Origin of the sequence: Thermotalea metallivorans, assembly GCF_001562415.1 — a bacterium.
GTDB classification, from domain to species: domain Bacteria; phylum Bacillota; class Clostridia; order Peptostreptococcales; family Thermotaleaceae; genus Thermotalea; species Thermotalea metallivorans.
The window spans coordinates 1-23954 of sequence record NZ_LOEE01000065.1 but is presented as its reverse complement, the minus strand read 5'-3'; the positions used below and the strand labels follow the sequence as shown (position 1 = coordinate 23954).

General features: G+C 38.3%; 22 protein-coding genes and 1 other annotated feature. Of the genes, 21 read left to right on the top strand and 1 reads right to left on the bottom strand.

The features are described 5' to 3' along the window. Positions 1 to 2 precede the first annotated feature (2 nt). On the bottom strand, positions 3 to 1499 hold the full coding sequence (locus AN619_RS13300) for a hypothetical protein (protein WP_068557722.1): 1497 nt from the start codon (positions 1497 to 1499) through the stop codon (positions 3 to 5). A gap of 211 nt (positions 1500 to 1710) precedes the next feature. On the opposite strand from AN619_RS13300, the gene AN619_RS13295 reads away from it, so the two are divergent. The 21 genes from AN619_RS13295 (at position 1711) to AN619_RS13190 (ending at position 23745) form a co-directional block, all read left to right on the top strand. Next, positions 1711 to 2703: a glycosyltransferase family 4 protein gene (locus AN619_RS13295; protein WP_068557720.1), complete on the top strand. Its 993-nt coding sequence runs from the start codon at positions 1711 to 1713 to the stop codon at positions 2701 to 2703. A gap of 239 nt (positions 2704 to 2942) precedes the next feature. Beyond that, the gene (locus AN619_RS13290; RefSeq protein WP_068557718.1) at positions 2943 to 3704 is read left to right on the top strand and encodes a glucose-1-phosphate cytidylyltransferase; all 762 of its coding nucleotides are present in this window, start codon (positions 2943 to 2945) and stop codon (positions 3702 to 3704) included. Beyond that, entirely contained in the window at positions 3689 to 4690 is a 1002-nt protein-coding gene (locus AN619_RS13285) for a GDP-mannose 4,6-dehydratase (RefSeq protein WP_330382093.1), read from the top strand. The genes AN619_RS13290 and AN619_RS13285 overlap by 16 nt, the downstream gene beginning before the upstream one ends. Positions 4691 to 4736: 46 nt before the next feature. Then, positions 4737 to 5657 carry a glycosyltransferase gene (locus AN619_RS13280; RefSeq protein WP_068557716.1) on the top strand — a complete coding sequence of 307 codons (921 nt, stop codon included), beginning with the start codon at positions 4737 to 4739 and terminating at the stop codon, positions 5655 to 5657. A 23-nt stretch (positions 5658 to 5680) separates the two neighbouring features. Then, entirely contained in the window at positions 5681 to 6610 is a 930-nt protein-coding gene (locus AN619_RS13275; protein WP_068557714.1) for a hypothetical protein, read from the top strand. 436 nt (positions 6611 to 7046) lie between these two features. Further along, positions 7047 to 7496 carry an RrF2 family transcriptional regulator gene (locus AN619_RS13265; RefSeq protein WP_068557710.1) on the top strand — a complete coding sequence of 150 codons (450 nt, stop codon included), beginning with the start codon at positions 7047 to 7049 and terminating at the stop codon, positions 7494 to 7496. Positions 7497 to 7515: 19 nt separating this feature from the next. Further along, positions 7516 to 8697: a cysteine desulfurase NifS gene (gene nifS, locus AN619_RS13260; RefSeq protein ID WP_068557707.1), complete on the top strand. Its 1182-nt coding sequence runs from the start codon at positions 7516 to 7518 to the stop codon at positions 8695 to 8697. Beyond that, complete coding sequence (nifU, locus tag AN619_RS13255) at positions 8694 to 9140, top strand: Fe-S cluster assembly scaffold protein NifU (protein WP_198153318.1); 447 nt, start codon at positions 8694 to 8696, stop codon at positions 9138 to 9140. The genes nifS and nifU overlap by 4 nt, the downstream gene beginning before the upstream one ends. Before the next feature lie 97 nt (positions 9141 to 9237). Beyond that, positions 9238 to 10341, top strand: coding sequence for a tRNA 2-thiouridine(34) synthase MnmA (gene mnmA / locus AN619_RS13250; protein WP_330382092.1), 1104 nt, complete (start codon positions 9238 to 9240; stop codon positions 10339 to 10341). Positions 10342 to 10438: 97 nt separating this feature from the next. Continuing rightward, a complete protein-coding gene (locus AN619_RS13245) occupies positions 10439 to 10963 on the top strand; it encodes a PRC-barrel domain-containing protein (protein ID WP_068557701.1) in 525 nt (174 codons plus the stop codon). A 42-nt stretch (positions 10964 to 11005) separates the two neighbouring features. Beyond that, entirely contained in the window at positions 11006 to 11185 is a 180-nt protein-coding gene (locus AN619_RS13240) for a hypothetical protein (protein ID WP_068557699.1), read from the top strand. 76 nt (positions 11186 to 11261) lie between these two features. Next, on the top strand, positions 11262 to 12482 hold the full coding sequence (locus AN619_RS13235) for an AI-2E family transporter (RefSeq protein ID WP_068557697.1): 1221 nt from the start codon (positions 11262 to 11264) through the stop codon (positions 12480 to 12482). Positions 12483 to 12566: 84 nt separating this feature from the next. Then, positions 12567 to 12797, top strand: a binding site (T-box leader). 257 nt (positions 12798 to 13054) lie between these two features. After that, on the top strand, positions 13055 to 15694 hold the full coding sequence (gene alaS, locus AN619_RS13230; RefSeq protein WP_068557695.1) for an alanine--tRNA ligase: 2640 nt from the start codon (positions 13055 to 13057) through the stop codon (positions 15692 to 15694). Positions 15695 to 15855: 161 nt separating this feature from the next. Continuing rightward, the gene (locus tag AN619_RS13225; RefSeq protein ID WP_068557749.1) at positions 15856 to 16113 is read left to right on the top strand and encodes an IreB family regulatory phosphoprotein; all 258 of its coding nucleotides are present in this window, start codon (positions 15856 to 15858) and stop codon (positions 16111 to 16113) included. A gap of 12 nt (positions 16114 to 16125) precedes the next feature. Continuing rightward, positions 16126 to 18279 (top strand): hypothetical protein, encoded by a 2154-nt coding sequence (locus AN619_RS13220; protein ID WP_068557693.1) that lies wholly within the window; start codon positions 16126 to 16128, stop codon positions 18277 to 18279. A 9-nt stretch (positions 18280 to 18288) separates the two neighbouring features. Continuing rightward, a complete protein-coding gene (locus tag AN619_RS13215; RefSeq protein WP_068557691.1) occupies positions 18289 to 19239 on the top strand; it encodes an aldo/keto reductase in 951 nt (316 codons plus the stop codon). Positions 19240 to 19255: 16 nt separating this feature from the next. Continuing rightward, positions 19256 to 19672 (top strand): Holliday junction resolvase RuvX, encoded by a 417-nt coding sequence (gene ruvX / locus AN619_RS13210; RefSeq protein ID WP_068557690.1) that lies wholly within the window; start codon positions 19256 to 19258, stop codon positions 19670 to 19672. A 10-nt stretch (positions 19673 to 19682) separates the two neighbouring features. Beyond that, positions 19683 to 19946, top strand: coding sequence for a DUF1292 domain-containing protein (locus AN619_RS13205; RefSeq protein WP_068557688.1), 264 nt, complete (start codon positions 19683 to 19685; stop codon positions 19944 to 19946). A gap of 430 nt (positions 19947 to 20376) precedes the next feature. Beyond that, complete coding sequence (locus AN619_RS13200; RefSeq protein ID WP_068557686.1) at positions 20377 to 22173, top strand: FAD-dependent oxidoreductase; 1797 nt, start codon at positions 20377 to 20379, stop codon at positions 22171 to 22173. A 1-nt stretch (position 22174) separates the two neighbouring features. Continuing rightward, a complete protein-coding gene (locus AN619_RS16040) occupies positions 22175 to 22957 on the top strand; it encodes a (Fe-S)-binding protein (RefSeq protein WP_068557684.1) in 783 nt (260 codons plus the stop codon). Positions 22958 to 23022: 65 nt separating this feature from the next. Then, entirely contained in the window at positions 23023 to 23745 is a 723-nt protein-coding gene (locus tag AN619_RS13190) for a TVP38/TMEM64 family protein (protein WP_068557682.1), read from the top strand. Positions 23746 to 23954: the final 209 nt, after the last annotated feature.

The window sequence follows — 23954 nt, the reverse complement described above, 5'->3', positions numbered from 1 at the left end:
ATCTATTTTAAAAAGTTAAAAAATTTCCCCGCCCCATTCCTATGAATTTTATGGAAATCTTCTTTCAGTTCTATGATTTGTTGATTTAGATCAAGGACTCTTTGAATATTTTCATTTAGTTTTGCCTCGATGGCATATAATACATGACTGGTATTCTCTAAACTTGATGCGATGTTTTTTAATATTTCTTCGAAGGCTTGAAACTGTGTTTTTAAATCCTGCTTGGCTGTTCGGGATATATCCTTGTTCGCATCCTCCTTCCTATTGTCGGCAGGAGCTCTGGATAAATCTTTTGGTTCCGTAGAATACATATCTTTATAGGATTTTGAAAGATCTTGATTTTCTGTATTTGTTTTTGTATCAAAGGAACAGTAGTTGACTTCGGTATTTCCCCATAGCCAAGGATCATCTTGGGGTATATCCCTTTGATCATTCCTTTTATTTTCCCTATGATCTTCTATATGGACGATGGGATCAAGGCCCAATATATAAAACTCGTTCTGATGCATATACATATGCCCCATAGGTATTTTTACAGGATGATAGGATTTATAGGTAGAGCCAATTACTGCCACGGGAGATATTTTGAGGGCAGGATCTACGCTGATTTCAAAGGGAGTACTCCAAAGGCTGCCGGAGAAGTCGTTGCTGACAGCATAGTATTTGTTATTCTGTTTCCATATAAGCTTCAGTGTGTTTTCAATTTCCATGATAAAGGGATGGGTACAATTTGTATTTTCTATAGAAAGTTTTATGGCCTCTGACCATCCTGTTTTGGAAAAAGGCGATGATTTGCTTACTCTATAATATATTTCAAAATTATTATTTTCCAGACTGGCCCATACCGCATGGATATGATTGAGATGATCGCAAAACACGAAGGGATGACTGTTTTCATGGAGCAAATTGCTGATCTGTTGGGGTGTGCTCCAAGCATTGTAAGTGGTGTTGAATTTGCTGTAGAATATTTGGGCTTTGTGATTTTGTATAGATTTATACAGAATGTGAATATGATGATGCATGTCCATGTCGGCATGGAAAGGCATATCATATTTCCCAGCAACAATATTACACACTTTTTTATTATACCAGATGCTATGGTTCCAATAATGATGCTTTAATGTCCAAAGATCGGGATTCATTCTGTTTGCCACTGCAATCAGTATATGAATTTTATGATCCCATATAAAAATTTTTAAATTTTTAAATTGGTAGGATGCAATATCATATTTTGTCAAAATCCTACGATCCCATGGAAGGGCTTTTCCTTTCCAATAGGTAAGCTCGCCATTGGCAGAGATACTGACCAAATGAAAGATGCCTTCATTGTCCACATCTACGGCAAAGTCAATAATATCTTCGCCAATCTTTGAATTTCCTTGAATTTTGTTATCTTTCATTGTTTTTACGAACAACATATCGGCCATTTTATAAAAATGATAAACAGTACCAGATATATGATAATGAATATATTGATTTTCCATATTTGACAGCATCATAAGCATTCACCCCTTATCTTTTAAAAAATTGTCCCAATATAATGTATATAAAAAATGTGCAAAAAATTACATATTCTAGAGAAGTGTTCCTTCGCATATCGTAAAATCCAATGTTAAAAAATAAAGTAGCGAAATCCATCTTTGTTTCATAGAGTAATATATGAGATGAGTCATCTATGAATAGATGTTTATACAGATCTAGGGTGATGGAATGAAAATTCTGTTTCAAATTCGAAAGGATTATCTAAAAAATATAGCAGGAGATAGTATTGTATTTTTAAATATACGAAAAGAATTAATGGATCTCGGGCTAAAAGTAGATGTGTGTACGGAGCATAACATCTATGCCAAAAATTATGACCTAGTGCATATTTTTAATACCATTCGCGTAAAAGAAAGCTATGAATTTATGAAAAATGCAAAGAAATATAATAAAAAAGTTGTACTGACACCAATTTATTGGGATCTTAGGAATTTTTATAAGGCCACAAATCAGTGGGAAAAATTAAGGGCATGGGAGAAAAGTGAACAGAAGAGAAAATATTTATTTGAGAACTGCGACGTCTTTTTACCCCATTGTTATGGAGAGGCAGAATTAATCTACAGGAATTATGGTATTGCAAGTAAATTTGCTATTGTGCCCTATGGTGTAGATCCAAGCTTTGCAAAAGGAAACAGGCATTTTTTGCAAAGCAGGTATGGGGTGGATGAATACATTCTTTGTGTAGGCAGGATTCATCATCAAAAAAATCAGCTAAATTTAATAAAAGCGATGTCAAAAGAAAATATACCTGTTGTGCTGGTAGGTTCCGTAAATGACAAAGAGTACTATTACAACTGTTTGCAAGCAGCCAAAAATAATGTATTATTTTTAGACAACATAAAAAGAGAAGAACTAAAGTCTATTTATAAAAGTGCCAGAGTCCATGTATTGCCAAGTTGGATCGAATATCCGGGCCTAGCAAGTCTTGAAGCAGGTATAGCAGACTGCAACGTTGTGTCAACGGAGATGGGGTCTACAAAGGAAGTGCTGAAAGGATTTGTGAGATATTGTAATCCCGGTGCAATTGCCTCCATTTATTCCGCAACCATGGAAGCCTTTGAGAGTCCCAAAAACAATCAATTGAAGGAATATATATTGGATCATTATCTATGGAAAGAAACGGCAAAGAAAATTCAAGCATTGTATGCTGCGTTGCTATGAATTGAATCCTGGCTGCCGAAGATTAAAGATTTCTGAAAAAATAAAGAAATGAGAAGGCGACAAATTTGTCGCTCTTTTTTATCCTACATGAAAATTTCCAAATGGACAATGGTGTAACAAAATGATACTTGTCTACATACACTTGAAGTGAGAAGACAAAATTAAAAATTTGAAGATTTGTGGTTTGAAAAGAATAGATATTGGAATCTCTATTTGAAATGATATGGGGAGGGATCAAAGTGAGGGTCGTTATATTATGCGGAGGAAAAGGGACAAGAATGAGAGAAATTACAGAAGATATTCCAAAACCGTTGGCAATGATCGGAGACAAACCTATACTTTGGCATATTATGAAAATTTACGCCCATTATGGTTTTGATGATTTCATACTCCTATTGGGATATAAGGGAGATAAAATAAAAGAATATTTTATGGATTATCCTTGGAAAAGTCACAATTTTGTACTGGGCAGGGATGGCATTCCACAATTGCTGGAAGAGCCTGAAAGATGGAAGATTACTTTTATAGATACGGGAGCCGATACGATGACCGGAGGGAGAATCCAGCAAGCTCGACAATACATTGGAGAAGAGACTTTTCTATTAACTTATGGAGATGGATTAGCAAATATTGATATAAAAAAACTGTTGGAATTTCATAAGCAAAAAGGTAGAATTGCCACAGTTACCGGAGTATCGAGAAAAAGCCAATATGGAACCTTGGTGGTGAAAGATAATTTGGCCGTGTCCTTCCAAGAAAAATCGCAAATAGAAGGAATAATTAATGGAGGCTTTTTTGTGTTTAATAAGGAAATTTTTGACTATTTAAAAGATGATCCGGGATGCATTCTTGAGCAGGAGCCGATGATGAATCTTGTAAAAGATCAGCAATTGGCTGTGTATTGTCATGAAGGATTCTGGATTGCTATGGATACCTATAAAGATATATTGTATGCCAATGAAATTTGGAAAAATGGAAATAGTTTATGGAAGGTTTGGTGATAAAAATGAAAGATACATTTTGGAAAAACAAAAACGTTTTTGTAACAGGGTGTACTGGTTTTTTAGGCAGCTATCTTTCGAAAGAGTTAATAAAACTGGGTGCAAATGTAGTAGGATTAGTTCGTGATTTCATTCCAAATTCTAACTTATTTTGTGAACCATCTTTATACAGTATGAACATTGTGAATGGTTCATTGGAAGATTTAGGGCTAATAGAAAGAATATTGGGAGAATATGAGATTGACACAGTATTTCATTTGGCTGCTCAGGCCATTGTTGGAGTAGCCAATCGAAATCCCCTTTCAACATTTCAGACAAATATTTTAGGAACGTGGAATATATTAGAGGCTTGCAGAAGAAGTCCATTAGTCAAAAGGATTATTGTTGCATCCAGTGATAAAGCCTATGGCGATCAAAAAGTACTTCCCTATGATGAAAGTATGCCTCTGCAAGGAAAGCATCCTTATGATGTATCAAAAAGCTGTGCAGATTTAATTGCCCAATCCTATTATCATACCTATAGATTGCCAGTTTGTATAACAAGATGTGGCAATCTTTATGGTGGTGGAGATTTAAATTTTAATCGGATTATTCCTCAAACAATAAAATCGATTATACACAACGAAGCTCCAATTATTAGAAGTGACGGAACATTTATACGGGATTATTTTTATGTGGAGGATGCGGTACAGGCATATCTGTTATTGGCTGAAAAAATGGAAGATCTCAGTTTATACGGAGAAGCATTTAATTTTAGTAATGAAATTCAATTAACAGTATTAGATTTGGTAAATAAGATACTTGAAATCATGAATAGTGATTTAAAACCTATCATTCTACAGCAGGGACAGAATGAAATTAAACACCAATATCTCTCTGCCGAAAAAGCTAGAATCATATTGAACTGGAAGCCTATTTTTACAATTGAAGAGGGCTTAAAAAAGACGATTGAATGGTATACAAGCTATTTTCATTCTAAAGGTTAACAGCATTGACGCTCAAATGTGCCGAATAAAATGAGGGGGAGGATTTATGAACAACGGGTTTTGTGTTATTTTAACAAAGGATAGATTATATCAAGCCGTTGCTTTATACAGATCATTAAGACATAATACGAAAGCTATGAAATTGAACATGTTTATATTATGTCTGGACAACGAAACCCTTGATATTTTAAATAAAATGCAATTGGAGAAGGTGACATTGATTCATGTCAATGAAATAGAAAATGAACATTTGAGTAATAAAAAACAAGAAAGAAAAATTAATGAATATTGTTGGACATTAAAACCTATTTTTTTACAGTATGTGTTTGATAAATTTCCCCATATTGATAGAGTAACATATTTGGATGCAGATTTATGCTTTTTTGGAGATCCAGCTCAAATATTTTTTGATGCACCCCATTGCATTATCTTGTTATCAAGACATGATTTTCTTGAAAATTACAAATTTGTGGAAGATGAAAGCGGTAAATATAATTCAGGATTTATTAGCTTTAAGAGACATCCAATCAGTTATGACTGCTTAAAATGGTGGAAAGAAAGATGTTTGGAATGGTGCCATGACAGATCAGAAAATGGCAAGTTTGGCGATCAAAAATATTTGGACATGATGCCGTCCTTATTCAGTGGGGTTTGTGACATAAACACGCCCGGAGTCAATATTGCACCTTGGAATCATGGGAAATATAAAATTTCTGTGAAGGAAGGTAATTTTTATGTAAATAATGATAGGTTAATATTTTATCATTACTGCGGTTTAAGGCTTGTAAGCCATAACTTAATGGCACTTACAGTAGGATTTGATAAAAAATTCATACCGCTTATTCATAAACCATATATTTATGTTTTGAAGGATGTTATAAAGGATATCTCTGCAGTTGCACCTACTTTTAATGGATATTATATTGAAGAAGGTCGAAAACCCCTTGCTGAATTTTATGAGATTTAAAGCCAGGAGAGGAGAAATATAATATGAGAAAGTTTCATTTCTCTACGGTAATATCAAATAAATATGTTTTTAAATCAATTGTAATGTATAACACTTTGGAAAGACATTGTAGAGATTTTCATCTTTATGCCCTTTGCGCCGATGAAGAAGCTCATAGAATATTATCTGATATGCACTGGAAAAACACAACTATAGTAAGGCTTTCTGAGGTTGAAGATGGAGAATTGTTGCAGGCAAAAACAAATAGAACACATCTTGAATATTGTTGGACTTTGAAATCAGCAATGTTGAACTATGTAATGAATAGATATCCACAAGCACAATATTTTGCCCACTTGGATGCAGATCTTTGCTTTTTTGCAAATCCGGAAGTTATTTTTCTTGAAGCACCAAATGCTGCTCTTTTCCTCACAGATCATCACAATTCTGAAAGATTCCTCTACACATATAATTTAACCGGTAGATTTAATACAGGATTTGTTGGTTGTAAAAATGATCCGCTTGCTTATACGGCCATTGATTGGTGGAAAAAACGATGCATCGAATGGTGTTACACAGAAAATAAGGTAGATGCCCAGTTATTTGGAGATCAACGCTATGTGGAAAGATGGCCTGCATTGTTCCACAATGTCCATGTTGTTCAAAACATTGGTGTAAATGTAGCTCTATGGAATATAGAGAAATATCAAGTATCGTTAAGAAACGGAGAAGTATATATTAATGATAACAAGTTGGTTTTTTACCATTTTTCGGGTTTTAGCATTTATAATGCAAAAGAATTTAACTTATCATGGTTTTATATATTACCCCATGCCGCAGTAGAATATATATATATGCCTTATATGCGCTTACTATCACAAACAATTGAGACTGTTCAAAGAAGATATCCTCATTTTAGCCATGGTTTTGTACAGAAAGGGGAAGTGCCCGATATACATTATTTTAGAATATAAAAAGATAGAAGTTTGAAATCCTTAGGATAACATCGCATAAGGATAGCTTGCAGACAAACCCTTGAGATTTGGCTTCCTGCTTATACCTGGGCCGCTTTTCTAAAATAACAAAGTCTTCCGGTGGAAGATTTAAAGGAAGACTTTGTTGAAACACACGACGGAAATTATGACTTATTCACAATTTATGAAAATATATAATTTCCTATGTGTTATAAAAAATAAGGAAAAAAGCGGCTTGCTGATTTGCGACAAAGCCGAAACCTCAAGGGTTTATAAACATTGTATTGCATTGTTTTCAGTCTGGCTTATGATAATATGGCATAAAGATTTTAGACATAAAATATTTGGAATGGGAATGTTGACAAAAATACTGGGATATAATATACTTAAAATGAATTCTGAGTGATTTGCTTGGGATTTTGAAGGGAGTGATGAAATGAGACTTTCAACAAAAGGAAGATATGGACTGAAAGCAATGTTTGATTTGGCCCTGAATTTTGGAGAAGGACCTGTAGCTTTAAACGGTATTGCAGAGCGTCAAAATATTTCTGTGCACTATTTAGAACAATTATTTGCCAGTCTAAGAAAAGCTGGTCTTGTGAAAAGTATCCGAGGAGCTCAAGGAGGGTATATTCTGGCAGATCATCCACAAAATATTACTGTAGGAGATATTATTAGAACGTTAGAGGGACCCTTGGCACCAACGGAATGTGTGGCTGATGATCCATCCAATGAGTGTTTAAAGGCAGATTACTGTGTCACAAGAACGATATGGGAAAAAATAAGAGACAGTATCAATCATGTGGTGGATTCCATCACATTGCAAGATATGCTTGACGATTACAAAAAACTTAAAGATCATGATGCCTACATGTATTACATATAAATTTTAAGGAGATGATTGGATGAACAAAAGAATATATTTAGACTATTCTGCTACGACTCCAATGAAACAGGAAGTGTTGGAGGAAATGCTGCCATATTTTACGGAGAGATTCGGCAATCCATCCAGTATTCATTCCTTCGGCAGGGAAGCCAAGCAGGCCATCGACCAAGCCAGGAGCAGATTGGCAAAGGCCATTGGCGCAAAACAGGATGAGATATATTTTACAGGGGGAGGATCAGAGGCCGACAACTGGGCAATTAAAGGGGTTGCCTATGCCAATAGGGATAAGGGAAATCATATCATCACCACCAAAATCGAACACCACGCTGTTTTGCATACCTGTGAATATTTGGAAAAAGATGGATTTGAGGTAACGTACTTAGATGTGGATGAATACGGAATGATTTCTTTAGAACAGTTAAGGAACGCCATTACCGACAGAACGATTTTGATTACGCTTATGTTTGCCAACAATGAAATTGGAACGATTCAACCTATTGGAGAAATAGGTGCTATCGCCAGGGAAAAAGGAATATACTTCCATACGGATGCGGTTCAGGCATTGGGAAATGTAAAAATAGATGTAAATGCATTGAACATTGATTTGATGTCCATGTCTGCCCATAAAATATATGGACCTAAAGGAGTCGGAGGATTATATATAAGAAAAGGGGTAAAAATTCATTCCTTGATCCATGGAGGTGCCCAGGAGAGAAGAAGAAGGGCAGGGACAGAAAATTTGCCAGGCATTGTAGGTTTTGGAAAAGCTGCAGAGCTGGCGATAGAAAATTTGGATGGGCATATTCGCCATGTAAAAGACTTGAGAGATAGATTGATAAAAGGTATAATGGATAAAGTTGATTATGTTCGATTCAATGGCCATCCGGAAAACAGATTGCCCGGCAATGCGCATTTTGCCTTTGAATTTATAGAAGGAGAATCCCTGCTGTTAAGTTTGGATATGCTGGGAATCGCAGGATCCAGCGGATCCGCCTGTACATCGGGCTCCCTAGATCCGTCCCATGTGTTGATGGCCATTGGTTTGCCCCATGAGATTGCCCATGGGTCCTTAAGATTAACCATAGGGGATTTTACCACAGCAGAAGAGATTGACTATGTCATCAACGAATTGCCTAAAATCGTAGATAGATTGAGACAGATGTCACCGCTATATGAAAAAGTAAAGGGAGGACAAAAATAATGTACAGTGAAAAAGTAATGGATCATTTTATGAATCCCAGAAACGTTGGAGAAATAGAAAATGCCGATGGTATTGGTGAAGTAGGAAATGCAAAATGCGGCGATATTATGAAAATGTACTTGAAGATCGAAAATGATGTGATTGTAGATGTGAAATTTAAAACTTTCGGGTGTGGTTCTGCTATCGCTACTTCCAGCATCGCTACAGAAATGATTAAGGGAAAAACAATTCAAGAGGCGTTAAAATTAACAAATCAGGCGGTCGTTGAAGCCTTGGACGGACTTCCGCCTCAAAAAATCCACTGTTCGGTGTTGGCAGAACAGGCTGTAAAATCTGCCCTATTGGATTATGCCAAAAAGCATCATATTACATTAGATGAGTTGAATGACTTTCATCCTGATGAAGATCACCATGAACATGGAGAAGAATACGAAGAAGCCTAGGCGATCCTAGGCTTCGTGTTTGGATGAAAATAAAGCATAAAAATTTGTGAAAGACAAATATTAATTAATAAGCAGGTGAAAAAAAAGCAGGTGAAAAATGATGGTTTTGGATAAAAAAAAGGTTGTTGTCGGCATGAGCGGTGGCGTAGATAGCTCCGTAGCTGCCTATATACTGCAGCAGCAAGGTTATGAAGTTATTGGCATAACGATGAAAATATGGCCGGAAATGAATGAAGAGGATTTTGAAAACACAGGCGGCTGCTGTGGATTGTCTGCTGCAGATGATGCAAGAAGGGTAGCAGACAAGCTGGGAATTCCCTTCTATGTAATGAATTTCCAAGATATATTCGAAAAAAAAGTAGTACAATATTTTATCGATGAGTATATGGCAGGAAGAACGCCAAATCCTTGCATTGCATGCAATAAATATATAAAGTTTGATGAATTATTGAGACGTGCCCATCAGCTTGGCGCATATTATGTGGCTACCGGTCATTATGCAAAAATTATATATGACAAAGAAATAGATAAATTTATAATAAAAAAATCAAATGCCGCTGCAAAGGATCAGACATATGCATTATATAATTTTACCCAGGAGCAGTTAAGACATACTTTAATGCCTTTAGGGGAATTTGCTTCTAAGGAAGAAGTGAGAAGAATTGCTGCGGAATTAGGATTTTCTACGGCATCTAAACCCGACAGCCAAGAAATTTGCTTTGTAAAAGACAATGATTATGGAAAATTTATTGAGGAAAGAAAGTCTGACAAAATTGTTCCCGGCAATTTTGTGGATACAGATGGAAATATCATCGGCACCCATAAAGGGATTGTCCATTATACCATAGGCCAGCGCAAGGGACTTGGGATTGCTTTAGGAAAACCGGCCTATGTTGTAGACATCATTCCCCAAGAAAATAAGGTAGTGATTGGAACTAATGAAGATGTCTTCGGCATAGAGCTTCTGGCCGAACAGGTGAACTTTATCCATTTGGATAAGATCCAGGAAGGATTTCCGGTGCAAGCACAGATTCGTTATCATGCAAAACCTGTCCAAGCTGCAATATATCCGTTGGAAAAAGATCGGGTACGTGTTGTTTTTGAAAAACCCGTAAGGGCAATTACTCCAGGACAAGCCGTTGTGTTTTATGATGGGGATATATTGCTAGGCGGAGGAACCATCGTAAAAAAAGTAAGATAATTGAAATGCACCGAAAGGTGCATTATTTATTTTTTGATGTGGAATACTAAATGTGAAGCAAACTACTTTTTTTGCAAAAGAGTGGTGACTTGACTTGATGAAAAGAGGGTGTGATGTTGTAGGTTTACCGGTGATATGCTTGGATGAAGGATGTAAAGCAATTGAAGTGAAAGATATTCTATACAACAGTGAAGATATGCAAGTCATAGGCTTCCTGGTAGATGAGGGAGGATATTTTCACACCTGCAAAATGATTTATTTTCAAAATGTCAAAAGCATTGGTACAGATGCCATGGTTATTCAAAGTCAAGATATGATTAAAAATGAGAAAAGGGCAAATGGGTGGGACAGTTGGCAAAGACTCATAGGGGTTGAAGTGATGACAGAGGAAGGGCAAAATGTTGGAATCGTTCAAGATATCATCATGGATGCGACCACAGGCAAATTGACAGGGTTAATCCTGTCGGAAGGACTGTTCCATGATCTGGTGGAAGGGCGTTCTGTTTTGCCTCTTGCCAACGGTATTCGACTGAATACCAGTACAATCATTATCTCATCAGCGAGCGAGCATTCTATTCTTTCTAATACAGGCGGATTAAAAAAAATGCTCGATTTAGAATAGTGCAAACTTACTACTGCAAATTCTTGCAAAGGAGTGTTGATGATGAGAGACAGATTTTTGACCGGCATGCTTACCGGTGGAATTATCGGGGCATCAGCGGGACTGTATGCCATGAGCAGGATGAGTTCCCGCCAAAGAAAAAGATTCATGCGAAGGGGCGGCAAAATGTTGAAAAGTGCAACCCGTGTCATTGGAATGACCCGTGGGATGAATATTTTTTAGCAATGACTATATATTTATTTTAAAGCAGCTGATTTGGCAGCTGCTTTTGAACAAGTAAGAAAAGGAGATTCATATTGTGAATAGCGGCTTGGATATAATAAAGCTTGTTCAAGGGAAACCTTTATTTTATTTGTTTTTAGTGATTGGGGGGATCATCCATGTTTTGTTGATGTTTCTCCTGGGGTTTTCCATATACTATCTTATTCATATCGGTAACAGGTATATCGAACCTGGCAAAGCCTTAAGCGTAAAAAGAAAACACTTTTTTTATTTATTGATATTCTTAACTTTTGCTATCCTTGTCATAATCGCCTATCAGTACAGGAAATTATTGGGGCAGCTTCTCCATCCGATCATTTGGTCTATAATCTTTGCTTATTTACTAAGTCCTGTGGTGCATTTTTTGGAAAAAGGAGGCTTGAAACGGGTTTGGGCTGTTATCTTTCTGTATGCATCCCTATTTGGAGCTTTGATACTCCTCTTCGTTACCATTACTCCTAAAATTTCAAAGGAAACTAGTAATTTGATTGCGCTTTTGCCCCAGTACTCAGATCAGGCAAATCAGTTTGTGAATCGAATATATTTGAAAATCAGACAATTGGATAATATATCTCCTCAATTTGCGGGGGTAAAAGAGGCTATTGAAGAAAATATTTCCCATATACAATACTACATTATGAATACATTAAAAAAGCTTACAGCCAATTTATTGGATATATTTTCCCATCTTGTAGGATTGGTCCTGATTCCTATATTTTCATTTTATTTTTTGAAAGATGCCGATTTTTTTAAAAAGAAAATTATATTCCTATTGCCTAAATGCTGCAGAGAGGAATGTGTGGCCATTGCAAGGGACATTGATATACTGATGAGCAAGTTTATAAGAGGCCAATTGCTTGTAGCTGCTATTGTAGGGATATTCAGTACCTTGGCTCTTTTGGTGATTAGAGTGGATTTTGCCTTTCTGATTGGTGCAGTAGCCGGAATTTTTAATGTGATTCCCTATTTTGGACCGATTTTCGGAGCAATTCCTGCCGTCGTCGTGGCTCTATTAGACAGTCCATCCAAAGCCCTTTGGGTAATTATTGCATTTACAGCCATACAACAAATCGAAAGTGCCATTTTATCTCCGAAGATCGTAGGAGATAGTGTGGGCTTGCATCCCATTACTGTTATTCTTGTTTTGCTAATCGGAAATGAATGGTTGGGTATCGTGGGCATGCTTTTTGCAGTTCCCATTGCTGCAAGCATGAAAATTGTAGGAAAGCATATCATGAATCTTATTATCAGAATATAAATCTCTAGAGAAATTTTGACAAATCATTCCTATGGGAATTGACAAATAAATCTAATTTTTATATAATTTTTTAAAGTAAATATTGAAAATACAATGATGAAGAGGAGTACATAGAAATGCTATCTCCAGAGAGGGGGGTTCCTGGGCTGAAAGACCTCCGGTAGATATCTATGGAAGCAGCTTCGGAGTACTAATCTTGAAACTTTAGTAGAGATTGGCGGTGTTGCAGCCGTTATCCTGCAGGGTATTTACGAAAGGAGAGACCAAATTTTTTGGTAAGTAGGGTGGTACCGCGAGAATGCTCTCGTCCCTATATTTTTTTTAGGAACGGGAGTTTATTTTTTGATGATGGATTGGGAATCCTTTTCGAATGCAATACTACAATTTCGTATACGCTTTTCTGAAGAAGAACTTTTTGCATCATAGGAGCATCGTTGGCAGTTACCGGCAGCCAGCACTGGTGCCGGAGACTGGCAACTGGCGGTGAACTGCTATTCAAAAATATAACTTTATAAAAGTAAATTTAATGTTGATGTTGTAAATCTATAATATGATCTATGGAGGTTGATACAATGGATAAAATGAGCTTAAATGAGATAAGAAGCAAGTTCCTCAGCTTTTTCGAGGAAAAAGATCATTTTGTAAGACCGAGTTTCTCCCTGGTGCCTCAAAATGATAAAAGTCTCCTATTGATTAATTCCGGGATGGCACCATTAAAACCCTACTTTATGGGAATTGATACGCCTCCCAAAAAGAGAATGGCCACCTGTCAAAAATGCATTCGAACCGGTGATATTGACAATGTAGGAAAGACAGCCCGGCATGCTACTTTTTTTGAAATGCTCGGAAATTTTTCCTTCGGGGATTATTTCAAGAATGAATCCATACAATGGGGATGGGAATTTGTTACAGAACATTTGAAGCTGCCGGTGGAAAGGCTTTGGGTATCGGTATACGAAAATGACGATGAGGCCTTTGAAATTTGGAACAAAAGAGTCGGTATTCCTGCAGAACGAATTGTTCGGCTAGGAAAAGCAGATAATTTTTGGGAAATCGGATTAGGGCCTTGTGGCCCGTGTTCGGAAATCTATTTTGACCGTGGCGAGAAATATGGCTGCGGTTCTCAAAACTGTAAACCGGGCTGTGATTGCGACCGTTATGTAGAGTTTTGGAACCATGTATTTACCCAGTTTGATAAAGATGAGGAAGGCAATTATCATCCCCTGCCGAATCCTAATATTGATACAGGGATGGGCCTGGAACGGGTTGCATGTATTATGCAAGGGGTTGATTCCATTTTTGAAATTGATACCATACGCTATATTTTAGATGGTGTAGTAGAAATATCGGGACAGCCATATGGAAAAGATCCAAAAAAGGATATTTCTACTAGAATTATCACGGATCATATCCGTTCTGTTACCTTCATGGTGAGCGACGGTATTATGCCAAGCAATGAAGGCAGAGGATATGTCCTGAGAAGGCTGTTGCGAAGGGCTGCCAGACATGGCAAATTGTTGGGCATTAAAGAGTTGTTCTTGAATAAATTGGTAGATCGTGTCATTCAAGTTTCAGGGGGCGCTTATCCGGAACTTGTGGAAAAACGGGAATATATTAATAAGGTAATTGCCATAGAGGAGGAAAGATTTCAAGAGACGATTGACCAAGGCAGCGATATATTAAAGAATTATATAGAGGAATTGAAAGAATCCAATCAAAAAATTTTATCAGGGGAACGTGCTTTCCGTCTTTATGATACTTATGGTTTCCCATTAGAACTGACAAAAGAGATATTGGAAGAGGAAAAAATTTCTGTGGATGAGGAAGCTTTCAAAATCGAAATGGAGAAACAAAGAGAAAGGGCAAGGTCTGCCCGTCAAGACCATGAAGGCGAAGGATGGAAAGACGACATATACAGCAGGCTCGCCAATGAAATACGATCCCAGTTTAAAGGCTATCACTCCTTTGATCTGTCTTCAAAGGTGTTGGCAATCGTAAAGGGAGATGATATTGTAGACGGGGCCAAGGAAGGAGACCATATCACGGTAATTTTGGATGAGACGCCATTTTATCCCGAGGGTGGAGGACAGATAGGAGATAAAGGAGTTTTGTATAACGAAGCCTGCAAAGTGAAGGTGCTGGACGTAAAAAAAGGACACAATGATAGAATTTTGCATATTTGTAATGTGTTGGAAGGAATAATTGCGGTAGGGGCATCCGTTCGTGGGGTCATTGATCAAGCTGCTAGAATGAATACGGCTAGGAATCACACGGCTACACACCTTCTCCATAAGGCATTAAAGGATATTGTAGGCCAACATGTAGAACAAGCAGGTTCCTTGGTAACTCCTGATCGATTACGATTTGACTTTTCTCATTTTCAACCATTAACCGATGAAGAGATTGCAAAAGTTGAAGAAGCAGTAAATATGAAAATTCTAGAATCCTTAGACGTAGAAGCAGCAGAAATGACCATCGATGAAGCCAAGAAAAAAGGGGCTACGGCTCTATTCGGAGAAAAATACGGTGATATGGTGCGCGTCATTTCCATTGGCGATTATAGCATGGAGCTGTGTGGCGGTACCCACGTAAAGAATGCCAGTCAAATCGGATTATTCAAGATTCTCAGTGAAAGCGGCGTGGCTGCAGGGGTCAGAAGAATTGAAGCTGTCACGGGAATCAAGGCTTATGAATACATCAGAGAGAAAGAGTTAAAATTGGTGGAAATCGCTTCTATATTGAAAATAAATCCAAAGGAAGTTGTGGCAAAGGTAGAAAATTTAGTCCATGAACTGAAAACCGTTCAAAAGGAGGCAGAAAGCTTAAAGAATAAATTAGCCAGTGGGGCAATCAATGAAATATTGGAAACAGCAACATCTGTGAAGGGCATAAAGGTAGTTGCATATAGACTCTCCGGTGTGGATATGGATAGTTTAAGAAATCTTGGGGACAAATTGAAGGATAAACTGGGGTCCGGCTTGGTGGTTTTAGGTGCCGATTACCATGAAAAGGTGAATTTCCTTGCTATGGCAACCCAAGATGTTGTAGAAAAAGGAATCCATGCCGGCAGCATCATAAAAGAAATTGCAAAGATTGCAGGTGGAGGCGGCGGCGGTCGACCGAATATGGCCCAGGCAGGAGGAAAGGATATTGCCAAAATCAATGAAGCATTACAGGAAGTTATGGCCTTGGTAGAAAAACAGGTAAAATAAGAACTTCTTCGAATAGACGGAGGTTCCGCAAAACCTTCGTCTATTTATTGCGTCAATATCTTTTGGACATAATGCTTTTAAATTATTGGAGGATTGTGTATAATTGTAGAGAATATAAGAAATATATTATTATTAAGGAAAGAAAGGAGCGTGTCTTTGCAATGAGTGAGAAATTCAACTTTACAATGAAATTTAATGTGGATAAAGAAAAAGCCAACGAAGCGGAAGAAATACTGGTCAATGTCTATAAAGCGTTAAAAGAAAAGGGCTATAATCCTATTAATCAACTGGTAGGTTATATTCTGTCAGGAGATCCTACTTATATTACAAACCATAACAATGCCAGGAGTTTAATTCGCCAGTTGGAAAGGGATGAATTATTGGAAGAATTGATTAAAAAATATTTAGAGGATAAATAGGTGGGATGAATATTGAATAAACCATTCGTGAAATCAATCATTCTGTGGCTCATCTTGTCTGTCTTTCTTTTCTCCCCTGTTCATGCAGGAGAAGGAAAAAAAGTAGTGCTGATCACAATCAATGAGGTAAACTTTGAGGATTTATATAGCATTCATTCCATAAAAGAAATGATAAATAGTGGTGCGATCGCCCTAATGAATAATAGAACCTCTACAAGGGCCAATATTTATAAAGCCTATGCTACTATTGGTACAGGAGTAAGAGCAGAAGCATCTTCTGATTCTATAAAATGTGAAAATGTTACGAAAGAAAATAGCAGCGTATATCAAAGGAGGATGGGCTTTTCTCCTGGAAATGAAGGAATTGTCAACTTGGAAATGGCGAAATTGATAAAATTGAATATGGAAGGTGAGTATGGGGCAGTACCAGGGGCTCTCGGACAGGCCCTGCATAATGCTGGAATGAGGACTGCAGCATTAGGAAACGGGGATACAGATGATGCAATGATCCGATTAGCCCCCATCATCGCAATGGATGAAAAGGGATATGTGGATTATGGCGCTGTGGGACCGAATCTTTTAGAAAAAAATCCAATGTACCCCTTCGGCCTTAAGACAAATTATGAAAAATTAGAGGAAATATTTCGTGATGTATGGACAAAGGCCGATTTTATCGCTATTGACCTGGGAGACATCGGACGTTTAGAAAGATATAAAGATTATATGTCTGACGCACGGTACTTGGAACAAAAGAAAACCATATTGAAAGATATGGATCAATTCCTTGGCAAGCTGAATACATATATCGATTTTGCCCATACAAGACTTATTCTTGTTTCTCCCTATCCGTCTGCCGCCAATATCAAAAACGGTGACAGGCTTACACCCATTGTTGTCTATGGTGATGGCATTCAGCAAGGGGTCATAACATCAAGTACCACAAGAAGGGAAGGAATTGTAGGCAATGTAGATATTGCCCCTTCTATATTAGACTATTTAGGGGCGTCTTCCGATGTTATGACCGGCAGGCCCATGAAATATATTCCCAAACAAAATAATTATGCATATATACTGGGTTTCAATGAGGAAACCGTAGCCATTTCCAATCACAGGTATCCGGTATTGTCAACCTTTGCCATATTCGAAATTATTGTTTCTATTACCGCCTTAGCAATTATTTTAATGCAGAACAGGCTAGATAAAAAACTGGTAAATCGTTTTAAAAATGTTTTGTTAAGCACTATGACCGTACCTTTCGTGTTGTTGATATTACCTGTCTTTGTAAAAAAAGACTTGCTCATGACCTATCTTTTGCTGATTGGCATTACAGCATTGCTGACATTTTTGAGCAAAAAAATCAGCAGGGAAATTATTGACAGTATTCTGATGCTCTCTTCTATGACAACGGTAGGCTTGTTGGCGGATATTGCCACAGGGGGAAAACTGATTCAAAGTTCATTGCTGGGATATGATCCCATCATTGGCGCCCGTTATTACGGGATAGGCAATGAATATATGGGTGTTTTGATTGGTGCTGCCTTAGTTTTTAGCACCACAATGATTGACAGGTTTCAAGTCAATAAAATTTGGTGTCTTGCTGTCTTTGCTGTCACTATTGTTATCATTGGTTTTCCGGGTCTGGGAGCCAATGTGGGTGGAACCATGACTGCTGTTGCTGCCTTTGTATTTGTCTCCCTTCGGCTCTACAAGGTTCGGATGAGGTTTAAACAATTTGTGATCATTGGGCTTACAATTGTTGCTTCTGTAGCCATCATGGCTTTTGTAGATATATATTGGCTGGGAAGCAAATCTCACCTTGCAGGGGCAATTCAGCAAATAATGACGGAAGGCCCTCGCATAATTTTATTGATTATAAATAGAAAAATTGCCATGAATTTAAAGTTAATCGGTGTAACCATTTGGAGCAAAGTATTGCTCAGTGCGATCATCATATTGGCTATTCTATTCTACCGACCTGTAGGGGCGGTATACAAATTGACAAAACTTTATCCCAATTTGGCCATAGGATGGTCAGGAATTGTTGTTGCCTGTGTTGTAGGTTTTCTCGTAAACGATTCGGGGATTGTAGCTTCTGCAACGGGGATTATTTTCTTGGCAATGAGCATGCTGTATCTTACCTTTTATATACCCAGGGAAAAGGATTAGGTCATCGATATGGAATATGGTATTTTGGGAAATACAGGAATTAGGGTTTCAAAACTATGCTTTGGAGGGTTAACGGTAGGTCCTTTGCAGGCAAATCTTCGTCCTGATGAGGGAGGAGAAATCATCGCCGAAGCCTTCCGGTTGGGTGTAAATTTCATTGATACTGCAGAGCTGTACGGCACGTATCCCCATATTCGAAAAGCGTTGGAAATTGTCCCCAAAAACGACATTGTCATTGCCACAAAATCGTATGCCCATGATGGTGAAACAGCAAAAAAAAGCTTGGATTTTGCATTGCGTTCATTGAAAATAGACTGTATCGATATTTTTCTTCTCCACGAGCAGGAAAGCGAGCATACCCTTCGAGGTCATTACCAAGCGTTGGATTACTATATAAAAATGAAGCAGCAGGGCATCATAAAAGCAGTAGGGATTTCTACCCACACCATTAAAGCTGTTGAAGCTGCGGCAAAAATGGAAGAAATTGATGTGATTCATCCGATCATCAATAAGGCTGGACTGGGAATACAAGATGGAACGGCCGAAGATATGTTGAGGGCCATTCGAGTGGCAAAGGAAAAAGGAAAAGGCATATATGGCATGAAGCCCCTTGGGGGAGGGAATCTTATCCATTCTGTAGATGAATGTTTTGATTATGTGTTGAACATCCCTTTTTTAGATGCCATTGCCGTAGGAATGCAGACAAAGGAAGAAGTAACAGCCAATATTTTAAGATTTGAAGGCAAGCCGGTGCCGGAAGCATTGCAGGGAAAAATTCGTCAAAAAAAACGGAAATTACATATCGACTTCTGGTGCGAAAAATGTGGCCATTGTGTCCACCACTGCAGTCATGGTGCCTTAAAGCTGAAGGATGGCACCCTGATGGTAGACAGGGAAAAATGTGTTCTCTGTAGCTATTGCAGCAGTTATTGCCCGAATTTTTGTATAAAAATTGTCTAGAGATGGGGAAATATTCATGAGAATCATGGGATTGGATATAGGAGACAAAACCATTGGCGTTGCAATTAGTGATTTGCTAGGCTTGACGGCCCAAGGAGTAGAAACGATTCGAAGAACAAATATCAAGGAAGATTTAAAAAAACTGGAAACCTTGATCATAAACAAAGAAGTGGATAAAATTGTTGTTGGTTTGCCCAAAAATATGAATGGTACCGTAGGACCTCAGGGGGAAAAGGTTTTGGCATTTGTTGAAAGAATGAGACAGCACTTTTCCCAAGAGATCATCCTCTGGGATGAACGGTTGACAACTGTAGCGGCAGAAAAAACCTTAATCGATGCAGATGTCAGCCGGGGAAAACGGAAACAGGTCATAGATATGGTAGCAGCCACATATATTTTACAAGGCTACTTAGATAGCCGCAATATAAAATGAGGTGAGAAAAATGGAAAATGATAACATTATTACCCTATTGGACGAAAATGGAAATGAAACAGAGTTTGAAGTCATTGCAACCCTTGAAGTGAATGAGTCAGAATATGCCATACTTTTGCCATTGGATGCTGAAGAAGAGGAAGCCTTTATTTTTAAAATGATTGAGGAGGATGGAAAATACACACTGGAGTGTGTTGAGGATGATGAAGAATTTCATGCAGTGGCGGCGGCTTATGAGGAGCTGTTGGAAAGCGAAGAAGAGGATGAAGAATAAAAAAACTATGGCCTTTTGGCAAGGCCATAGTTTTTTTATTCACGATAGATTAACAAAATCCCCTTTTGCTTGATTTGATAAAACGAATAAAATCTTCCGCATGGGGGAGCAGCGTATGGCCATTTCGACAAGCCACATAAAATTCTGAAATGAGATCAAGATTTTCTATATGGATTTTCTTTCATATGCCATCATGTAATTCTCTTTTAATGGATAGCTCAGAAATAAAAGATAATCCTTTTCCTGCAATGACGGAGGATTTAATGGCTGAATATTCAATTTTAAAATTGTTTCCCTATATATAATATGCTATTATGCTATTATGCTATAGATTTGCAACTTTAGAATGAAATCTATGCAAAAGCTATATTTCTTGAGCAGCTACCAATTAGATATATCATCAGTGTATGTTGTATAAAGGGGGATTACGATGCTATCTCAAGACATAAAAAAACATATGCAGGATATTGTAGAGGGATGTATGGGAGACGCCCCGCCCTATTGCGAGGCTACTTGTCCAATGCATACGGATGTTAAAAAATATGTAAACTTCATTGGGGAAGGCAAATATGAAGATGCGATTGCTGTCATTCGGGAAAAACTTTTTCTTCCGGCAACGTTAGGCAGGATTTGTGCCCATCCTTGTGAGGAAAAATGCAAGCGGGAAGAAGTTTTTCAGCAACCAATGGCAATTGCCGCATTAAAAAGATTCGTGGCAGACCATTACGATGATGAAGCAAAGTGGGATCTTACCGTGGAGCCCCATAAGGGAAAAAAAGTGGCGGTCATTGGCGCAGGTCCGGCAGGTGCTCAGGCGGCCTTGGATTTAAGAAAAAAAGGATATCAGGTAACAATTTTTGAAAAGTTGAAGGTAGTCGGAGGAATGATGCGGGTGGGAATCCCTGAATACAGGCTTCCGAGACATATTATCGATTTTGAATATGGTCTTCTTCACAAACTTGGGGTCGAATTTAAGTTAGGCATTGAAGTCGGCAAAGATATTTCCTTTGATGAAATCAGAAAAACCCATGATGCAGTGATTATTGCGGTAGGTGCCCATAAGGGCATTGTGATTCCTGTGGAGGGCCACCAGTTAGACGGTGTATTCCATGCCGTTGATTTTCTGCGGGAGGTAAGCCTGACGGGAAAATTTCCTCTGGGCAAAAAAATTGCAGTCATTGGAGGAGGAAACGTGGCAATGGACGTAGCAAGAAGTGCCCGAAGATTAGGTGTTGAAGAAGTGCATTTGTTCTGTCTTGAATCAAAGGACAAAATGCCGGCCCATTCCTGGGAGGTGGAAGAGGCAGAAGACGAAGGCGTCATCATCCATGCAGGATTCGGGCCTGAAAGGATGATAGGTCAAGGCGGCAAAGTTACAGGTTTTGAGGTGAAGGAATGCATTTCTGTTTTCGACCAGGATGGAAAATTCCATCCCCAATACAATGAAAACAATAAACAAATGTTTGCGGTGGAAAATGTAATATTTGCAGTTGGGCAGGCCGTAGACAGTTCTTTTGTCAACAAAGAGCAAATAGAAATCCAGAGGGGCGGAAGGTTTGCGGTAGATCCCATCACCTTGCAAACCAATTTGGAAAATGTATTTGTAGCGGGCGATGCCAGCGGTAGATCCGCCATTGTGATTGAAGCCATGGCCGAAGGAAGAAAGGCTGCCATTTCTGTGGATAGATATTTGCAAGGACAAGATATGAAAAAGGGACGAGAATTTGAAGGATGTTATAAAACATGGCTGGAAACCCAGGTAAAAGATGAGGTGCTCAATATTCCAAGAATCAAAACAAATCAGATGGACCCCTACCAGAGAATCAAGAATTTTGCAGAGGTCGATTTGGGATTTACCGAAGGGCAGGCACTGCAGGAAGCTGCCAGATGTTTGCAGTGTGAATGCAAGCATTGCATGAAGGAATGTGAAATGTTGAATGATTTCTGCGCATATCCGAAGGAATTATTCCAGAGGATTTTGAAAGAGGGCAGTGTAGATCCCATCATACCGTTTTCGTGCAACATGTGCAGTCAATGTACCCTTGCATGTCCTAAAAATTTCAAGATACATGAGCATTTCATGGAAATTAGAAAGGAAATGGTGAAGAAGAATAACGGAAAATCACCGATAAAGGGTCATAAGGCAATAGAAATCCATCAAATGCTAGGTTTTTCAAAGTTATTTAATACTGTTCGTCCAGCTGTGAATCGTAAGGGGAGGTCTTAATATGGCTGATAATATTGTAAAGACGAAGAGAGTTTTTATACCGGGATGTAGTCTGCCTTCATACAATCCGATTCTTGTGGAAAAAACACTGGAATATCTGCAAGAAAAACTGCCTGGAACAGGAGCCATTTTAAAGTGCTGCGGCAAACCCACAAAAGCCCTCGGACAAGAAAAAAAATTTAAAGAACGCTATGGAACCCTGCAGGCAGAAATTGACAGATTAGGGGCAGAGGAAATTATTGTAGCATGCCAATCCTGCTTTTTAACAATGACAGAGGATAGTCCAAAACAAAAGGTGATTTCCCTGTGGGAGCTGCTCCCACAGATCGGGCTGCCTAAAAAATCCAGGGGGATTGGCAAAAAGAGTGATATTGTATTTGCCATCCATGATTCATGTCCCACAAGACATAGGACAACGATTCATGAGGGTATTCGATGGATTATTCATGAACTGGGCTACAAGTTTGAAGAACCGCCCCATACCAGAGAAAATACAAGGTGCTGCGGTTTTGGGGGAATGGTGGTGCCTGCAAATCCGGAGTTGGCTTTAAGGGTCATGAAAAGAAGGACGGCCGAAGTATCATCCGATTATATGGTTGCCTATTGTGCCGCATGCAGGGAATCTATGGTGAAAGGCGGAAAAAGGGCTGTCCATATTTTAGATTTAATTTTCGGAGGACCCTGGACGTCCGATACTGAGTTTCCGGGAGTGCCCAGCAGTCCCGTAACCAGCTGGATAAATCGGTATAAATCAAAATTAGCCATACGGAAGGTTTTGGAATAAAGAATAATTTTTATGGAAAAATGCTGATGCATTTTTAAAATGTAAAGACAATAAGGAGTGATAGGATGTCCAATCATAAAACAACAGCAATCAATGAAACACAAACGTCCAGTGGGAAGACGAACCATGTGGCAAAATTGGTTTCTGTTTTAGTCGTTTTGGCAGTAGTTATCGGACTGATGAAGTATTTTGGAACCATAGACTACATCAGTATAGAAAATATTACAAAATTAAATGCATGGATAAAAGGATTTGGAGCCATCGGACCACTGGTATATATATTGCTGTATATTATTGCCTGTGTGTTTTTCCTACCGGGTTTGCCCATTGCAATCTTAGCAGGTTTTGTCTTTGGTCCTGTGTGGGGAACTATCTATGCATCCATAGGTGCAACCCTGGGAGCTTCTGCAGCTTTTTTAATTGCAAGATATGCTGCCAGGTCTATGGTGGAAGATTGGGTACAGGGAAATGAACAATTTAAAAAAATAGACGAGGGAGTAGAAAGACAGGGTTGGAGAATGTTAATGATCACGCGCCTTGTACCGGTTTTTCCCTTTAACCTGCAAAATTATGCCTATGGACTTACAAAAATCAAATTTTCTGTATATGTGCTTGTATCATGGATCTGCATGCTTCCCGGAGCTGCCGCTTTCTGCTTTGCTGGTGGGTCTATTGTAAGCGGCCAGGGGGATATAAAGAAAACCTTCATGTATTTGGGAATTGCAGCCGTATTTTTTGTAATCATATCACTGATTCCAAACTGGATGAAGAAACGCCAACAAATATAGCATTTCTGCATCATATTTTATTTTCAATGAAGCAGTAAGTAGATTTTTGCTGCTTCTTTTTTTTATTTTCTTTTCAATTTGGTACACCACTTTACAAGTAATGTAGTGATTTAAAAATAATTCCATAAAATAACAAAATCAGACACCTAAATCCTAGGAATACTAATCTTATGACAAACCAACACCCTAGGAGGCGTCTGATATGATTA

Coding starts and splice junctions, on each gene's coding strand:
- AN619_RS13300 (WP_068557722.1), bottom strand. CDS start 1,499: ATGATGCTGTCAAATATGGAAAATCAATATATTCATTATCATATATCT.
- AN619_RS13295 (WP_068557720.1), top strand. CDS start 1,711: ATGAAAATTCTGTTTCAAATTCGAAAGGATTATCTAAAAAATATAGCA.
- AN619_RS13285 (WP_330382093.1), top strand. CDS start 3,689: ATGGAAGGTTTGGTGATAAAAATGAAAGATACATTTTGGAAAAACAAA.
- AN619_RS13280 (WP_068557716.1), top strand. CDS start 4,737: ATGAACAACGGGTTTTGTGTTATTTTAACAAAGGATAGATTATATCAA.
- AN619_RS13275 (WP_068557714.1), top strand. CDS start 5,681: ATGAGAAAGTTTCATTTCTCTACGGTAATATCAAATAAATATGTTTTT.
- AN619_RS13265 (WP_068557710.1), top strand. CDS start 7,047: ATGAGACTTTCAACAAAAGGAAGATATGGACTGAAAGCAATGTTTGAT.
- nifS (WP_068557707.1), top strand. CDS start 7,516: ATGAACAAAAGAATATATTTAGACTATTCTGCTACGACTCCAATGAAA.
- mnmA (WP_330382092.1), top strand. CDS start 9,238: ATGATGGTTTTGGATAAAAAAAAGGTTGTTGTCGGCATGAGCGGTGGC.
- AN619_RS13245 (WP_068557701.1), top strand. CDS start 10,439: ATGAAAAGAGGGTGTGATGTTGTAGGTTTACCGGTGATATGCTTGGAT.
- AN619_RS13240 (WP_068557699.1), top strand. CDS start 11,006: ATGAGAGACAGATTTTTGACCGGCATGCTTACCGGTGGAATTATCGGG.
- alaS (WP_068557695.1), top strand. CDS start 13,055: ATGGATAAAATGAGCTTAAATGAGATAAGAAGCAAGTTCCTCAGCTTT.
- AN619_RS13225 (WP_068557749.1), top strand. CDS start 15,856: ATGAGTGAGAAATTCAACTTTACAATGAAATTTAATGTGGATAAAGAA.
- AN619_RS13215 (WP_068557691.1), top strand. CDS start 18,289: ATGGAATATGGTATTTTGGGAAATACAGGAATTAGGGTTTCAAAACTA.
- ruvX (WP_068557690.1), top strand. CDS start 19,256: ATGAGAATCATGGGATTGGATATAGGAGACAAAACCATTGGCGTTGCA.
- AN619_RS13205 (WP_068557688.1), top strand. CDS start 19,683: ATGGAAAATGATAACATTATTACCCTATTGGACGAAAATGGAAATGAA.
- AN619_RS13200 (WP_068557686.1), top strand. CDS start 20,377: ATGCTATCTCAAGACATAAAAAAACATATGCAGGATATTGTAGAGGGA.
- AN619_RS16040 (WP_068557684.1), top strand. CDS start 22,175: ATGGCTGATAATATTGTAAAGACGAAGAGAGTTTTTATACCGGGATGT.
- AN619_RS13190 (WP_068557682.1), top strand. CDS start 23,023: ATGTCCAATCATAAAACAACAGCAATCAATGAAACACAAACGTCCAGT.